This is a genomic window from Cupriavidus sp. DL-D2 (assembly GCF_039710735.1).
In the GTDB taxonomy this organism is placed as follows: domain Bacteria; phylum Pseudomonadota; class Gammaproteobacteria; order Burkholderiales; family Burkholderiaceae; genus Cupriavidus.
The window spans coordinates 38,949-55,824 of record NZ_JBDKXK010000034.1 but is presented as its reverse complement, the minus strand read 5'-3'; the positions used below and the strand labels follow the sequence as shown (position 1 = coordinate 55,824).

The 16,876-nt window shown below is 61.5% G+C and carries 11 protein-coding genes; 4 read left to right on the top strand and 7 right to left on the bottom strand.

Annotated features, from left to right (window positions below; translation table 11 throughout):
• Positions 1-216: 216 nt before the first annotated feature.
• A complete protein-coding gene (locus ABDB81_RS18755) occupies positions 217-471 on the bottom strand; it encodes a hypothetical protein (RefSeq protein WP_160474104.1) in 255 nt (84 codons plus the stop codon).
• Positions 472-482: 11 nt separating this feature from the next.
• On the opposite strand from ABDB81_RS18755, the gene ABDB81_RS18750 reads away from it, so the two are divergent.
• Positions 483-3,188 (top strand): glycosyl hydrolase family 18 protein, encoded by a 2,706-nt coding sequence (locus ABDB81_RS18750; protein ID WP_346812893.1) that lies wholly within the window; start codon positions 483-485, stop codon positions 3,186-3,188.
• Positions 3,189-3,310: 122 nt separating this feature from the next.
• Positions 3,311-3,544, top strand: coding sequence for a hypothetical protein (locus ABDB81_RS18745; RefSeq protein ID WP_137924523.1), 234 nt, complete (start codon positions 3,311-3,313; stop codon positions 3,542-3,544).
• Between the two features lie 9 nt (positions 3,545-3,553).
• Here the strand turns inward: ABDB81_RS18745 and ABDB81_RS18740 are convergent, their stop codons facing one another.
• From ABDB81_RS18740 to ABDB81_RS18725, 4 genes are all read right to left on the bottom strand, one after another.
• The gene (locus ABDB81_RS18740) at positions 3,554-4,918 is read right to left on the bottom strand and encodes an MFS transporter (protein ID WP_346812892.1); all 1,365 of its coding nucleotides are present in this window, start codon (positions 4,916-4,918) and stop codon (positions 3,554-3,556) included.
• Positions 4,919-5,022: 104 nt separating this feature from the next.
• Entirely contained in the window at positions 5,023-7,068 is a 2,046-nt protein-coding gene (locus tag ABDB81_RS18735) for an ATP-binding protein (protein ID WP_346812891.1), read from the bottom strand.
• 911 nt (positions 7,069-7,979) lie between these two features.
• On the bottom strand, positions 7,980-8,498 hold the full coding sequence (locus ABDB81_RS18730) for a 3'-5' exoribonuclease (RefSeq protein ID WP_346812890.1): 519 nt from the start codon (positions 8,496-8,498) through the stop codon (positions 7,980-7,982).
• Entirely contained in the window at positions 8,491-8,796 is a 306-nt protein-coding gene (locus ABDB81_RS18725) for a hypothetical protein (RefSeq protein ID WP_346812888.1), read from the bottom strand. Before ABDB81_RS18725 ends, ABDB81_RS18730 begins: the two co-directional genes overlap by 8 nt.
• 317 nt (positions 8,797-9,113) lie before the next feature.
• On the opposite strand from ABDB81_RS18725, the gene ABDB81_RS18720 reads away from it, so the two are divergent.
• Complete coding sequence (locus tag ABDB81_RS18720) at positions 9,114-9,422, top strand: helix-turn-helix transcriptional regulator (protein ID WP_346812886.1); 309 nt, start codon at positions 9,114-9,116, stop codon at positions 9,420-9,422.
• A gap of 396 nt (positions 9,423-9,818) precedes the next feature.
• Positions 9,819-10,520, top strand: a complete 702-nt coding sequence (locus ABDB81_RS18715) for a hypothetical protein (RefSeq protein WP_346812882.1) — start codon at positions 9,819-9,821, stop codon at positions 10,518-10,520.
• A 147-nt stretch (positions 10,521-10,667) separates the two neighbouring features.
• Here ABDB81_RS18715 and ABDB81_RS18710 read toward each other — a convergent pair whose 3' ends face one another.
• Entirely contained in the window at positions 10,668-11,054 is a 387-nt protein-coding gene (locus tag ABDB81_RS18710; protein WP_160474909.1) for a DUF488 family protein, read from the bottom strand.
• Positions 11,055-11,573: 519 nt separating this feature from the next.
• Positions 11,574-16,685: an AAA family ATPase gene (locus ABDB81_RS18705; protein WP_346812877.1), complete on the bottom strand. Its 5,112-nt coding sequence runs from the start codon at positions 16,683-16,685 to the stop codon at positions 11,574-11,576.
• Positions 16,686-16,876 lie beyond the last annotated feature (191 nt).

Here is a 16,876-nt window from a genome sequence, read left to right as displayed (position 1 = left end):
ATGCTCGGCTCTCCTGGAATATTCCGCATTCGCGAAACAATCTACCGCCCGGGGTGCTTGTCATCTCTGGTGCAAACAGAAATGCCTCGCGCATTGGCCGAATGTCACAACATGATGATTTGACGGAATTGAATACTGTCAGCGCGGAAGGCGCTTCATCATAACCCAATCGGGTATGTCGACGTTTCTGTCATTGCAGTAGCGATGGATTTTCCGCTATCCACGTTTTCCATTTTCCGCATGGATCCGGGGTGTCCCATATTCCGTGAAATGGCGCGTGCCGAAAATCGAGATAACCGACGCGTGGCTGTCGATTGCCGCCTGCGGATCGATGGATAACTTGTCACCGTCGATATTCCATGCCGTATCCATGTCAATGCAGCGGCGAAATCGGAAAGATGCATTCCGTCGCCGGCTGCGATCTTTCGAGCAAATGCCGTGGCGCACCGGCGGCGCCAAATCAATCTGCAAGGACAGACGTCATGACAAAGAAATCTGGTAACAGCAGCAAGCAGCCGGCAGGTCAGGCCACCCAGCCTCGGGTCGGCCTGGCATCGCGCGTGTTCCGGAGCGGAGATCCCAGCGATCCCGCGCCGGCGCGCCCGGTGCGCAGCCGTTTCGCGGGCCGCCGCAATGCGTTGCAGAGCGGACGCACGAACAGCAAGCTGGTCTACGACGGCGATCCCGGCGATCCTTCGATTCCGGCTTCGAAAGGCGCGTCGGACAAGACCTACCAGCAGAACAGCTTCGATCCGGCCACGGAAGTCAACGACTTCTCGTACACGTCCACGCGCGTGGCCAAGCGCGTGTACAACAAGTACGGCACGACGCAGAACAGCACCGAAGTGTTCGGCTACTACACCGACTGGTCGCAATACGACGGCCGTCTCGATGGCAATTTCGCCAACTCGGCAGCCGGCCGTGGCACGGACCTGATGCTGCTGGACGCTTCGGCCTACGACCGCCTGATCATTGGCTTTGCGGGCATCGTGGGCGACCAGGGCGAGAAGCGTTTCACGATCGACCAGGCAGCCGTGGACTTCGGCAAGAAACTCAATGAGGCCACCTTCACCGATGCGTGGGGCGATGTGGCGTCGTTCCGCAACGTCGGTTTTACGGGCTGGGTCAGCAATGACTACAAGGACCTGTTCAACGAGGCCAAGGCGCAGGGCGTGCTGGGCGGGCTGGCCAAGCTCAAGAAGCAGAATCCCAAGCTGAAGTTGTCGTTCAGCCTGGGCGGCTGGACCATGAGCGGCGCGTTCCACGAGGTGGCGGCCGACGCCACCAGGCGCCAGACGCTGATCGAGAGCCTGGCGTACATCTTTGACCGCTTCCCGATGTTCACCGAGGTGGACCTTGACTGGGAATACCCCGGCATGCCCGGTGCGGGCAATCCGCATGGCCCGGCCGATGCGACGAACTTCCAGCATCTGGTGCGCGGCATCAAGCAGCGCCTGCCCCACGTGCGCGTGAGCATTGCCACCGGCGCGGCCCACGCCACGCTGATCGCGGCCGACATCCCGGGCATGCTGGCTGCGGGGGTCGAGGGCATCAACCTGATGACCTACGATTTCTTCGGCACCCCCTGGGCGCCGAAGCTGGCCCACCACACCAACCTGTACGATCTCGACCTCGACGATCCGGAAGGTTTCAGTATCGACCGCGCGGTGCAATACCTGCTGGGCGAGGGCGTGCCGTCGCGGAACATCTTCGTGGGCTATGCCGCCTACAGCCGCAGCGGACGCGGTGCCGTGGTGTCGTCATGGTCGCCATTGGCGGGTACCTACGACCGAGGCGCAGGCACGACCACGGGTACGTACGAATCGGGCGCCACCGAGTTCTACGACATCCTGTACAACTACCTCGACCTCGAGGCCAAGTCAGGCATCAACGGCTTCAACGTGTACACGGACACGGTGGCCGACGCCGACTACCTCTACAACGCCGAGAGCGAGTTGTTCCTGTCGATCGACACACCGCGCTCGGTGCGCGAGAAGGGCCGCTACGTACTGGAGAACAACCTGGGCGGACTGTTCACGTGGACCATCGACATGGACAGCGGCGTGCTGCTGAACGCCGCGCGGGAAGGGCTGGGCGCCACGCCGACGCAAGAGGTGGTGGACATGGAGCCGTTCTACTTCAACGGCATCAACGTGGAAGACCAGGACAAGCCGCCCGTGGCCGTGATCGAAGGTCCCACGGAAGCCTTTGTCGGCGATTCGGTCAAGTTCTCCGCGCTGCGTTCGATCGGCAACGGCCTGACGTACAAGTGGGGCGCCACGGGCCTGCAGTTCCTCGATGGCTGGACGGGCCCGGTGGCCGAGGGCATCGTTGGCCCGCCCGAGCACACCTACGCGGTAACGCTGACCGTCACGGACGAAGCGGGTCGTACGGCCACGGCCAGCCAGACGTTCAAGGTCAAGACCAAGACCAACCAGCCGCCTACTTCGCGTATCACGGTGCTGCTGGAGTCCGGCACGCCGTACGGGCTGTCTGCCGAGGCATCGTTCGATCCGGACGGCCATGCGCTGACCTACCTGTGGGACGCGCCGGACCTGCCGTTCCATAACAGCACCGCCCAACTGGTGGAAGGCACCGCGCCGACCGTCAGTGCCGTGACCGACTACTGGGTCAAGCTGACGGTGAACGATGGCGCCGAGACCAACCAGAGCGCCATCTTCCTGACCGTGGTGCCGGGCGAGGACGAACCGGGCGACGTGGTGGCCAAGATCACGGGCCGCACGCAGTACGAAAGCGGCGCGCCGATCCAGCTGTCTGGTGTGGAATCCACCGGTCCTGCCCCGCTGCTGTATGCGTGGACGGCACCGGGCCTGTCGTTCGACGGCGCCGACGAGATTTCGGTCACAGCCAACGCGCCGATCGTCGACCGCGACACCACCATCCAGATCACGCTGAAGGTAACGGGCGACGCCGGTACGGGCGACGACGACACCGATACCGTCACTCTCCAGATTCTGGCGGGCGGTAGTTCCGGTGGCGAGGGCACGTGGCGTCCGCAGGCCTACGACGCGGGTTCCGAGGTGACCAACAACTACCAGGGCAAGGGACTGCACAAGTACCGCGCCAAGTGGTGGGTGGGCGCCGATCAGGAGCCGGGCGATCCCGCGTACACCTCGACGGTGGATGACGGCGACTCCCGTCCGTGGCTGGACGAAGGTCCGGCCTGAGCGGCACGGGGACCCTGAGTAACCGGCGATGAGCCGGTAGCGGTTCCGGGGACGACGCGGCCAGGCAGGGCGGCGCCTTCCCCGGTTTTTTGTTTCCCTGCCCCCGGGCGTGGAGGTATTCCATGAGATGGGCGCAAACGATGGCGGCAGCCGCCATCCTGCTGGCGGGGTGCACGGTGATTTCCGTGGAGGGTGACCATAACCGCATCAGCGATGCGGGCGGCCACGGCGGCCTGACCTTTCCGGAGGGGGCCGATGGCGGAGGCGATGGTGCGGACTGGCTGCAGCGCCTGGAGCGGTTGGAAAGACTCGAACATCGTGAGCGGCGTCTTGGCAATCCGCCTGCGCGGCGATGAACGCGGACGTCAGGATTGACCGGCGGACGCCATGCGCAGCCGGCTCAGGCTGACAACGGCGCCGATGGTGGCCACCGCGGCGGCCACGTACAGCGCGATGCGCGCCGCGCCCGTGGCATCGAGGCTGAACAGCAGCGCCACTACGGCCGTGCCCGTGGTTTGTCCCAACAGGCGAGTGGTGGCCTGCGCACCGCTTGCACCGCCACTGCGCGCAGGCGGCGTGGCCGAGATCATCGCGCGGTTGTTGGGCGACTGGAAGAAGCCGAAGCCGATGCCGCACAGTGCGGTACGCCAGGCGATATCGAGGCTCGATGCGTCCGGCCCGAGCAGCGATAGCGCAACTAGACCCGTGGCCAGCATGGCCAGTCCCATCCCGGCAAGGATGCTGGCCGGATACCGATCGGACAGCCGGCCCGCCACCGCCGCCATCAGGGCCACCATCAGCGGCCATGGCGTGATCAGCAGCCCGGTTTCCTGCAGGCTGCGCCCCAGCTGGTATTCGAGGTAGAAGGGCAGAGAGACGAAGGCCAGCATCTGCGTCATGAACGAACAGAACGAGGTCCCCACGGCCAGCACGAAGGCCCGGCTCCTGAACAGGTCAACCGGTACCAGCGGCGCAGGACGTCCTCGTTGCCGGCGGATCAGCCACCATCCCAGCAGCAATGACGACACTAGGCTCGCGGCCGCGATCAGCCGCCACGCGCCGTGCCCAAGACCATCGAGACCCAGGATGAACAGGCCGATCACCACTGCGGAGAGAACCGCGCTGGAATAATCGAACGGGTGCGGTTCCGCCGGTGTTTCCGGTAGGGCGCGCTTCGAGATGGCCAGCGCGAAGATGGCAACCGGCACATTGACGGCGAACAGCCACTGCCAACTGCCGAACCCGAGGATCAGGGCGCCGAGCGACGGTCCGATGGCAATGGTGACCCCGACGATGAGCGCATTGAGGCCGATCCCCCGGCCCAGTTTCGTCGGCGGGTAGATATAGCGCACCAGTGCGGTGTTGACGCTCATGATGCCCGCGCCGCCAATCCCCTGGATCACGCGCGCCGCCACCAGCATCGGCAGGTTGACGGACAGCGCGCACAGAAGCGACCCCACCAGGAACGTGGCGAGCCCGACGCGATAGACGCGCTTGTAGCCGAGAATGTCTCCCAGCGAGGAGAGCGGAAGCAGGAATACGGTGACCGTCAACTGGTAGGCGTTGACGACCCAGATGGTTCGTGAGGGATCGGACTGGAGTTCGCGGGAGATCGACGGCAGCGCGATATTGGCAATCGACCCATCGAGTACGGCCATGACCAGGCCGCAGAACACCGTCAGGATGGCCCAGGTACGCTGTGGCTGCGGAAGACCTTGGTGAGGCAACATGAAGCGGGGGAGGGGCGGGAGCTTGAGCGTCGCATTATCGTCCTGTCCCGCCTGAGCGCGCAAATCCTGAGGGCGCCGATTCTGCGCCCGACTCGCCGCCCCCCCTATGTGGCCGTCGTGGCACCGGAGGTGTCGTGTGCCGCCTCGTGTCCTGCCTCGCGGAACTGATTGACGGCCACCTGCATCGTTTCGGCCGCCGCCGCAAGCTCCGGCGTCCAGGCTCCGCCTGCCGCTTCGGCAATGCGTTCCACGGTGCGGCACGCGCGCACCGTACTATGTGCGGCTACCACGAGAAACGCGCCGGCCGACCGGTGGGCCCAGTGTTGCAGCGCCGTCACGTCGCGCCGGACCAGGATGCTGGCGAGTTCAGGCGCGTCCTGCTGCAAATGATCACGCAGGAGTCCGCAGTATCGGGCCAGCTCCTTGGCCGGCAATGCGGATTCGTGGGAAACGTCCGGGTCGGCTTCGGCGTGCCGGCTGGTGACGGCGGCCTGCTTCGGGCGCACCGCGCCAAGTGCCGCGCCGAGCGTGGCGAGCGAGGCCGGCTTTGCCACATACCCGGTGAATCCGCGCGCCTGCCATTCGCCGGCCTGTTCGCTATGCGTGACGGCGCTGAATGCCAGTACCGGCATGTCGGGCCAGCTCGCCCGGATGGCCGCGAGCAGCGCATAGCCGTCCATCACGGGCATGTGGATGTCGGTCAGTACGACGTCGATGTCCGAGGCGTGCTGCGCCAGCGCGTCAAGCGCCTGCCGGCCGTCGCCCACGACGGTGGGTTGCCAGCCCAGCGATTCGAGTTGTTCCGCGATCAAGGTCTGGTTCAGCGCGTTGTCCTCGGCGACCAGTATCGTGCGGCGCGTGGCATGAAGATCGGTGGCGGGAAGCGCCGGGGTCAACGGGCGCTCCGCGATATCGCCGTCGTCGTCGGCGCCCTGGCCGTCTTCATCTCCGCCATCGCCCTCGTCATCGAGCGCGGTGACTGCCGCGGCGAGCAGGGCCGTGTGGGAAAACGTCGTGACCTCAAAGACGCCATCCTGGCGTTTCACCGCGCGCTCCGGCCCATTGAGCGTGATCCAGACCGCGCGGGCCGGATGGATCTGCCGCAGTTCCGCCACTGTCTTCAGACCGTATTCGCCGGTCACCATCAAGATATGAGGGCGATTGTTCCGCAGCCACGCCTGGGCCGCAGCCGGTTGGTGAAAGGTCTGCACGCGCCATCCGGCCTGTTCGAGCCAGGCCCCGAGCATGGTGCCCGATTCGACTTCCTGGCAGAGGATCATGGCACGGCTGCCATGCACCTCGTACTCGTGCCGGGGCACCTGGTTCGGAGCCGCTGGCAGTGGAATCGCGAAGGTGAATGCCGTGCCCACGCCTTCGACGCTTTCGACCGTGATATGTCCGCCCATCATCTCGGTCAGTCGGGCGCAGATCGACAGGCCCAGCCCCGTGCCGCCATAGCGCGCCGACGTACTGGCCTCGCCCTGCACAAAGGGCTGGAAGACCCGCGCCACGAGCGCTGGTGGCATGCCGATGCCCGAGTCCCGTACCCGGCAGACCAGCACGTTGCGGCCCTCGGTATCGGTCACGACTTCGGCGCTGAGCATGATCTTGCCGCAGGCCGTGAACTTGAACGCGTTGCTGAGCAGGTTGCTGACGATCTGCGCAATGCGTGTGCGGTCACCAATCAACGCCGTGTCGAGCGTGGGCGACAGATGCACATAGAAAAGCGTCGGGCGGTTGGCGATCATCGGTGCATAGGACATCGCCAGGTTTTCCAGGTCGTCGATGGGCCGGAACGGCTCGTTGACGAGCTTCATCTCGCCGGCGTCGATCTTCGAGAAGTCGAGGATGTCGTTGACGATCCGCCGCAGACCGTCCGAGGCTACCTGGAGCGCGCGCAGTCGCGGCGCTTGCGACGCCATGCCGTCGGATCGGGCCAGCAGTTCGAGATTGCCGAGCAGCGCGTTCAGCGGCGTGCGGATCTCGTGGCTCATCGACGCGAAGAAGTTGGAGCGCGCGCGCATCATGGATTCGGCTGCCTCGCGTGCCGCGCGCAGCTGGTGCTCCAGCTGGTGCTGCGCCGTGACGTCCTGGATGGCGCAGAACAGCACGTCTTCGTCCCGGTATCGAACGGGTGCGTACGTTGCCATTGATTAATAAAACGCCGCAAAACAGAGCGCTAAACCTACGCAAACTTGCGATACTGCCATCCGGGAACCCCGGCTGCGTAAGGATTTGCTGCTAATTATTCACCGGTCAAGGCCGTTCGAAGTCGTTGCTCTAGTCAGCGGACGGCGAGCATCGAATTTTGTCGCTTGGGGGCTGACTGCAGCAGCGTTACCAATTCGCGCTCTTCCTCACTTCACACAGTTCGATCGCCACTGACTGAATCTGATCGAAAATTCGCCTAGCCTCCGGAGGCCCGATGAAGCCGATCTCCTTCGCCCGCTTCGCACTGCTTCCGAGGGGCAGAAAAACAAATGCCATGCCCGGCCGCCATTCGGGATGATGTCGCAAGCTTTCGTTCAAGACTTCGAGGTACTGCGCACGAGTTAGCACTTCCCGAGTCATCTCGCCCACCTCAGGCAAAGGTCATGGGCTTGATGCTAACAGCATCCCGGCGGATCTGCGAACGCATATTTTTGCCAAGGACACACCGACTACGGCGCAATCGAGTTCGAGCCACTCTGGTGACTTCTATCGGCCCGACGCTGTCTGCTCATGTCGGCATTCCTAAGTAGTGGACGGATTCTGTCCGCGCTCTGACTAGACGATCCTTTCGGGAACCGCTGCAACCTTGCTTCAGCGCTACGGCGCTGTAGGTGGCAGCAACGTCAGCCTTTCGACATACAAAAAGACGGCTGCGGCGGTGCCGTCCGAGGGGGGTGACCAAACAATAAAGTCCGAGAAATTGCGACAATAAAGTCTGAGAACTATTAGTGTCGAAAGCTCGGATTGCTTTGTCTAGCTTGACTCTCAGACTTTATTGTCATCACACGCATCACTTTTCGCTTCGGATCGCGGAAGCTCGGACAGCATATTCTGGTTGTCGTCAGAGATACTAAAAGTCGCAAGCGTAGGCGTTTGCCCGCGCGTCATGTAGCGCGTGATGTTCGCCGCCGTTCTTTCGATAGTATGCCGCCCGGCGTGTTGCGTTAAGCCACCCGCTGACATTCTCGAACGCCCAGTAGTCAGGCAACTGACCGTCAAGCAGAAATTGCAGCATGGCGAGGTCCACGGCATGGTCGTAGCAGATCATCGGCTTGGATGTGGAAGGGATTTCTGCGACCCAATTACGCAGTTCCTGTCTTAGGCTTACCAGAACCATCGCCCTGCTGTCGATTTGACCGAATTGCGGGAGCACAACCGCTCTTACGAAGTCGCTACAGCGCTCCGGATTGAAATCCGTGCGTTCACCGTAGAACTCACTTCCGGTCTCCCCAACGATAGCGATACTGAGCAATTCCGGGGTCTGAAAGTCGCTGAATTCCGTGTCAATGAAGTAGCGATTACCCCACCCACAGTGGCTCTCGGACGCCATTGACCAGTTCATGGCGTCGTGAAATCGCGTATCAGTCATCACATTCGCGCACTAAGTTGGGGGCCTGCCAGATGCGCCGCCCCCGCGCATAGCGTGTTGCAAAGCCGTGCGGCACCGAAAATTCCCGGCCCGCCGTTGTTGTGAAATAGGTGGCGGTTAAGAATGCTTCATGTGTTTCGCTGTATTCACTCACACCGACTCGTATCTCACGCAAAGGATCCAAGTACCAGCTCCCACTCTGGCGGGCCCCACTGGTGCTTACCACTGCGGCGCCGCGCAGCACATCTGTGCCGTTGAGGAACTGTTGTAGAGAGGCGGCGCCGCGGTTGAGATCCATCCAAACGATTCGTGGTACGCCCCGAGCTCGTTTCTCCGACACTCGGAGAACCAGTAAGTCGCCAGGGGTCCATTGCTCCATTACTGCCCATACACCTGCACCGTCGCCGGCCAACGCGGATGGAAGCGGCAACCTATTTTCATTCTGAATCAGAAACATATGCCTTAAAGCGAATGGATCACATTTTCACTGAGATGGATTGTGAGAACCGTGACCCGAGTAGCCATCACTCCGTGACCATCACAGAATGAACACTATAGATTGTAGCTCTATAGTGTTCACAAAGACGAGATTATGGGATTTGCGCTGCTCTTCCCATGACACTAAGAGAGAATTTTGGAGGTGCGTTGCGCACTGTGCGACGATTCCGTCGAGTTCCGCAGGAGGCGCTGGAGTTGGTTTCGAGCCGAACGTATGTGAGCAGTCTTGAACGCGGTTTGAAGAGTCCGACGCTCGACAAGATAGATTCCATCGCCAAGGCGCTCGGCGTACATCCGGTGACTTTGGTGGCGCTTGCTTATCTGCGATCACATTCGCCGGCTGAACAGCAGAACGTTCTGGCGCAAGTTGAACTGCAGCTCAAGCAGTTGTCCGAATTCGAGAGCATTGCATCTGAATCTGAGTAAGTTCGTTTTCGCGTGCGTTCTCTGGCACGGTGCCGCACACGGCTGTAGCGGTGCGGGATGGCGCGCTGCGTGTTGCGGGGGCGAAGATTCTCTTCGCCCCCCCTCCACCGCTACTACGCAGATCGAAGACAACTGCGGCCTATCCGAAATACCCACAGAACTGCCGAAGCCGACCCGCCGCTTGGCTTTGGTTGAGACCATCACGGCTCACGTGGCGGCTTAATGCTCGAATAACATGACATCCTCTATACAGCCTCCCTTTTCTGCACGAACCAGAGGTCAGCATAGGCAGATCGATGGTGACTTCCCGCCTTCCGCTCGCCGGGGGTTGCTGCATCTGGTTTTGAACTTAATCGCATCGGTCGCCTGCCGCCCGTGGTGTATTTCGCGTCGAACGTGTCGAGCCTGGAGCAAGCTCAAGCCGATGCGACAGAAGCCTTGGAAGGACTCCGGTGGGAGAGAGTCTATGACTTCTGTGAGCGCTTGTATGGTCATCTGCTCCAAGAGATCGGACACGAGGACAGTTACGGTCATTACTCCGTCGAAGTTTCACGCGGCGATATGCAAACCTACGTTGCGTTAGAGCTTCAGCGACTCTTTCTGGAAGAGGATCTAGCCTATGAGTTCATGGAGGGCACGGTCCGTAGACGCGGCCGGAGGCACACGGTGGAGCTTGTAGCGAAATCGCAAGTGGTGCTTGGCGATGCGCGGCTTTTGAGCGCGCGCAAACACTTCGACAAAGCCATTCAGTTTTTTCGACATCCTTCGCGACCGGATCATGAGAATGCAGTGAAGGAAGCTGTCTGCGCAGTGGAAGCCGCTGGCAAAGCTCTTTTTCCCTCTGCAAAAGCATCTACCTTGGGTGATCTCGCAAAGTGGCTGGGGTCGACAGACGACGTCACAGTGCCGAAGGCAATTTGTCAGACACTCACCGGCGTCTACGCGTTTCGAAGCGGCGGCGATGGAGTCGGGCATGGTGGGGCGAACGGTGGCAAGGCGACTCCAGAACTTACAGAGTACATGTTGGCCGTGTGCGCGTCACAGATCATCTATTTAGTCGACTTGGCTAACACCACGGAAGTCGACATTCCCTTTTGACGCCCCGCGCACCTTTTCTCTTTAGATGGCTGTTGCCGACCCTTTTGCGACAGTGTGCTACCTCGAGGTCGACGACCGAAATCCTATGATATCCCGTCGTTTGGATGCGCATTGCACCCGATTGGCTTGTCGGCAACGGCTGAGAAGTTAAGCGCGGCACAGTGCGAGCAGCACCTCTCGAAGCACGATAGCTTGGTTGTGCTGCTCGTCCTTCGCGCCGTACACCAGCGTGATCGGCCGGCCTCCCGCCGCCACCAGCAGTGCGCGCAGGCGCGCTTGTTGCGCGTCGGTGGCAAGTTCCGCGCGATAGCGGGTCTGGAACAGCTCCCAGCGCTCCGGAAGGTGGCCGAACCACTGGCGTAGTTCGGTGCTTGGCGCAAGGTCACGGGCCCATTCGGCCAGCGCGAGCGTTGCCTTGCTTTCTCCACGAGGCCACACGCGATCGACCAGCACACGGAAGCCGTCATCGGGAGAAGCCGGCACGTAGGCGCGCCGGATGCGAATGACTTGGACGGGGTGAGCGTTGTGCGACAATTGCTTTTTCTCCGTATGCGCGCACCATGGCGCTGCCAGCATACTGCCCGTTTGCTGCGGCGCGTGTTTTCCAATCCGCACTACCACGCTGAGACTGTCAACGAGGAAACCTTCGAGCAGTATCGCGCCGAACTAGCTCACTTCCGCTATGTCGGGCGCCAGAGCTACCGCGACGGCCAACTTGCGTGAGGCAGTGGCCGCAATGTTTCAAAGCTGGCGCCATAAAAATGGGTGCCCATCTCCGTTGGCCCGCAGGTTGAGGTCATTGAGGTTGGCACTGGCGATTAGTGTGAAATCGCACTAAGGCGTTCTCCGGCCCCTGTCCGCGTCCAATGTAGACCTAGAACGGATGAGGGGCAATCTGGCGCGCCTTTGAGCATTCCAACGGGCGGCTATCCTCATCGCGCGCTGAAGTACAGCTTTCCGCGGGAGTTCAGCACGCTATGGAGTTTTCAACCTAATTAGCCAGCGTCCTCTTGAAGGGGGCGCCAACTATTCTGGCAGGGCCGAAATGCTGCGTTAGCTCGATTCCAACTCAGCGAGTTGGGCCTCCGTCGCCATAGGCAGCCGAAACACGAACATGCTTCCCAGCCCTTCGGTCGAAAATGCCTCGAGAGTGCCACCCTGCGCTTCCATGATCGAACGGCAGATTACTAGCCCCATTCCCATGCCGGTTTCCTTTGTCGTAAAGAACGGATCGAAGATGCGAGCGAGCGTCCCGGCGGCGATCCCAGTGCCAGTGTCCTGCACGCTCACCACCACATAGCCGGTGTCCACGGTTGAACTGACGATCAGCTCGCGGGCCTTGGGCGGCGTTTCGCGCATGGCGTCAATTGCATTGCTGATCAGATTCAGAACGACCTGCTGCACCTGGATGCGATCCCCAATGACGATTGCCTTCGCCGCATCCAGGCGAGTTATCAGGTTCACCTGATGCGCCTCGATGTCGGCGCGGGTCAGGCTGGCTACGTCATGGATCACATCGTCCACCACCATAGCACCCAACGCGGCGGGCGCCTGCTTGGCCAGCGAACGTAATGCGCGCACGATTTCGGCAGCCCGCAGGCCGTCGTTCCTAATCTGGTTTAGCCCCCCCAGCGCCTCGCCGATATCGGGTGTGGCTCGCTGTAGCCACCGCAGGCTCGCGTCCACGCACGAAATGATGGCGCCGAGTGGTTGGTTAATTTCATGTGCGATCGAGGCGGCTAGGCCACCCATCACGGTCAGATGAGAGGTGCGGGCGAGTTCAGCGCGTGCACTCGCCAGCGCGGCTTCGGATTTAGCCCTCCGGGCGTTCTCGTCGATCAACTCGGCATACAGCCGCGCCGTCTCGAGTGAAATCGCCGCCTGGGGTGCCAGAACCTCGAGCATGGCCGTGCGACTCGGCGTAAATACGTCGGGCGCCAGATTGTTCTCTAGGTACAAGACTCCAATCAAATTGCCGCGCTTGACCAGCGGCAGACAGATAACCGAACGCAGCACGCGCGTTGCAGGTTCCGCGTTAAGTTCTGACATCGCGTGCGCCTGCGCGTCGGAGATCACGAGCGTACGGCCTGTTCGGACCACGTTGTTCAGTACCGCGAGCGACATAACGTCAGCAGTTGGCGCAAGGGTATCGAGGGTCACTGCCACATGGGAACCCTGCACCCTTCCCGTAGCCTCGATTAAGGGGCTCCCATCGCGCATTAGCAGCAGCAGCCCGTATTGAGCGCCGGCATGCACGATCATGTTCGACATCAGCGTCTCAATGAGGCGATCGAGTACCACTTCTTCGGACAAAGCCTGAGCAGCCTTAATTCCCACTTCCAGGTCGAGCGCAGCCTGCCCACCGTCGTCCGAGGAAGCCGGGTCGGAGATTACCTCCTCAGCAAGGAAAGGATAGTGCGTCTCAAGTTGGCTCACCTTGTAGTTAGCGCCCCAGCGCCGGTAGCAGTCTCGCGCCATGCGCACATGCTGCCGCGCCGAAGTCTTAAGCTCCAAAGCGTCGCAATGCAGTGCTGCCGCTTCATGCGCAAGTGCTTGTTCGTGGACGAAGCTGCCCGCTGCGGACGCGCTCGCGGACTGCTCGAAGCATTGCATCGCCTTAACATCCTCGCCGAGCAGTCGCGCGAGTTCGCCATCGACCAACAACAGCTTGCCACGAAATGTTGCGGGATTGAGTTCGGCCCATCTGGCCAGCCTAGCGCGGCGTGCGACGATGAACGCGACGGCCTCCTCCCGATTGCCGCTAACATGGGCCACCCGGGCGTGCGCCAGCGCGCCGAACACTAAGCAGTCACAGGCGTTGATGTGCGCAGGCATCGCCCATTCAAGCGGCTCAGCTAACGCAAGGCACTCGACCGCACGAGCCGCATCGCCCAGAAAGTACGCAGTCATGCCTTCGTATAGATGCATCAGGAAGACGGTGGACATTGACTTAGCACCCATTTCCCCTGCCTGCGTTCGCATATGGACCTGATGCTCGCCATCCGTCTCACCGAGTGATGAAGGGCCGTGCCGCATTCCGCGTACGTATGCTTGTTGTGCCGTGAGGATTAACTCCACGTCCTTATACTGAACACGCCGGGTCAACTCTAGCCCGAGACGAATCTCATCTTGTACATACCCGAGATGCTCGCCTATCGCAGTGAGATCGGATATCAGGTGATTGAACGCATAGCATTGCATGGGCACATCACCCACGGCACGGGCCGCTGCACCCGCCTCGCGGATGCGCGCCAAGGCCGACGAAAGCGGCTGCGTCCACGGGCTCACCTGGTCCACCGCCACCAGTGCGGCGATGTGGCCGCTCTCGTTGTTCAACCGGCGGGCCAGGCGCAACGCCACCTCGCCATACGCAAAGCCTTCTTCGTAGGACTCGTACAGATGCGCAATCTTCACGCCGAACCAGGCAAATCCGTAAGCGCTGTCTTGCGTAGCTCCATGCTTAAGTGTGAGTTCCACCATTTTCGCGACGTGGAAGAAGCACAGTTCGTCGTTGACGAAGAACGACGAGATTAGCGTAGACAGCAGGCCCATCGCCACTTCGATCTGCTTGTCATCGGCAATAGGAAGATGCTCAATCTCGGCGATAGGGCGACCGTCTAGGGCACCTTTTACGTCCTCGTAGGCTTGGCGGACTTGTTCGGGCGATGCCGAACGCCGCAACTCGATACCCAGTAACGTTAGGCCGGCAAGCGCCGCGGAGATTGCTCCCTCGTATTCAGAGTTGATCGTTTGCAGGGTCGCTTTAAGACGATATGCCGCGGCCTTGTCGATCGATTGCACGGCGTTGTGCAGCAGCGCCTCGATCTCGCTCGCTGCAGCATCGAGCCGTGCCTGGGCTAGCAAGCACTCACAGTGCAGCATGCTAATGGCGACGGCAAGTGGGTATTGTTCCGTCCACCAATCCAACTCCACCATACCCGACGCAGCCTCGAGATAGCTCACAGCTTGATCGATCGCGGCAGCCTTGCGTGCGCGCCGCGCTGCCACCAGTAGCGCGCCGGCAAACTGCACCCGTTCATGCGAGGACACGTTATGCAACATCGCCCGCTCGATCTGGTTAGCTATCTCAAACGCGACCTCCGAAGGCGCTTCCGGCCAGAGATCGATCATCACGGCTGCAATACGCGCATGCTCTCCCGGACGATCACTGCTAGATGTCAGCGCGTAGGCCGCTTCTAGCACGCGATCGTGCGGAAATACATAGTCCCGGCCATCGCGCAGCAACAGGCCGGCATCAACCAATGACTGAACTGCTAGCTGCAGTTGGGCCGGACGCACACCTGCCACGCGCGCCAGCAGGTGCCCATCGACGCGATGGCCGATGCAGGCGAGTTGGCGCAGGATCTCCCGGCCGTCCACGGAAAGCCGGTCCAGCCGCCGGATCATCAAGTCGATCACATTGTCTGAATAACGGCGCCGCATGGCCTCGGCGCTGTCCCATGTCCATTCGCCCGCGTCCGAGTCAAAACGAACCACGCCCTCGTCGGCCAGAGAGCGCAGCAACTGATAAATGAAGAAAGGATTCCCGGCCGCTTTTTCGTGGACTACGTTGGCTAACGAGCCAACATCGTCGACTTGCCGGTTGAGCATAGCTGCGACCAGGGCGCTCACGTCAGGAACCGAAAGCGGGCGGACCTCGATCTCCGTCATCCTCACCGCGCTGCTACGCAGCGAGGAAAGCATCGCGCCCATCTGCTCCAACAACCCTAGGTCGTGATTGCGGTAAGACCCGACCAGGAGAACACCCTCAGGCGGTTGGTTGGTGAAAGCGGACAGCAATGCCAACGTGGAGTCGTCAGCCCACTGGAGGTCATCGAGAAACAGAATCAGCGGGAGCCCATCCAGCGCGAATGCTGATAGCGCCTGCAATATGGTGCGATGCGCGCGGATCAGCGCCTGGGGAACTGGAAGCTCCGGTAGTGCAGGACATGGTCCGATCACGTGCGCGATCTCCGGCACCAGGTCGACGAGAAGCTGCCCCTTGGCACCTACAGTGGCTGCTAGGCGCTCGCGCACGCGGGTCACGGACACGTTATCACCGCTTAGCAGCCGAACGGTAAGCGAACGCAGCATCTGCGCCACAGGTGCGAAAGGAATGTCGCGTTGCTGCTGGTCGCTCTTGCCTGTGGCGGAACGGCTCGGGTAGGATCCGCTTGCGCGAGTCAACTCGTCTACCAGAGCCGACTTGCCCGCGCCTGGCGCCCCGGATACCAGCACGAGTTCCGAGTGGCCGCCAAGTGCGACCCGCTCGAATGCTGCGGTCAGCAAATCCATCTCCGCCGCGCGGCCAAACAGGCATTGTGGCCGGGCAATGGAGCGCGGCGCGCCGGACAGGCCGAGTTCAAACGATGGAATGTCACGAAGCCGTTCCCATTCCGACTGGCAGCGCAGCAGGTCGGCTTGGAGCACCTGCGCATTTTGGTACCTGTCCGCGGGGTCCTTCGCGATTAGCTTGAGCACCAACTCGCTCAACTGGGCAGGCATCTCCCTGACGGCATTAGGCCGTACCGGCTGAACCGCAACGTGGGCGTGCAGCCACGCGGCGTTCGAGTCCGCGCGCAACGGCAGCATTCCGGTCAACAGCTTGTATAGTACGACTCCCAGCGAGTACAAGTCGCTTGCTTGGTCGCTATACGGATGGTGAACCCGCGCCTGCTCCGGCGCAGCGTAAGCGATAGCGTCGTGGTTCCACGGCATGGCGGCGGGCGGCGTGTCACCTAGCAGGTCGGCGGCATAACCAAATGATGCCAGCAAGATGCGCCCGTCCCCGGCATCCACCAGCGTGGCCGAACGGATGTCTCGGTGGAGCAGATCACGCGCGTGCGCTTCGGCCACTGCATGCGTCGCGCCAATGGCGATGCGCAAGAAACGGTCGATCGAAAGCGAAACTCCGTGCGCTATTGACGCCAGCTTGGAGTGACCGGTGTCACTGTACAATAATACCAGCCGATCGGCGGTGCGAATGGTCTCCACCGGCGCCACGGCCCAGTTCGGCTGAAGCCGATCTACCAGCTCACTTTCCCGCTCGAGCCGGCGGCATCCATCGCCTGCCGACCAACGCGCGCTTGCCGTGATCCACGTGGTGTTGGTTGCGCGATCGGTCACGCGGTTCCAAACAATCTCTCCCTCGGCAAACAGACGCACGCGCGCACATTGCTCAAGCCAAGCTTCGTCGAAACGCGGTTTAGTGAGCGGGGTGGGATAGGCATTTGACGACATGGAACGCAGAGGTTGTGCCGGGCTTCCAAGCCTGACGTTAAGTAATTGTTTCGCCGCGTGAGCGGCGGCTCCCCGTTGGCACCCTATCAAATCGATACCTAACGCAATCCAGCGGG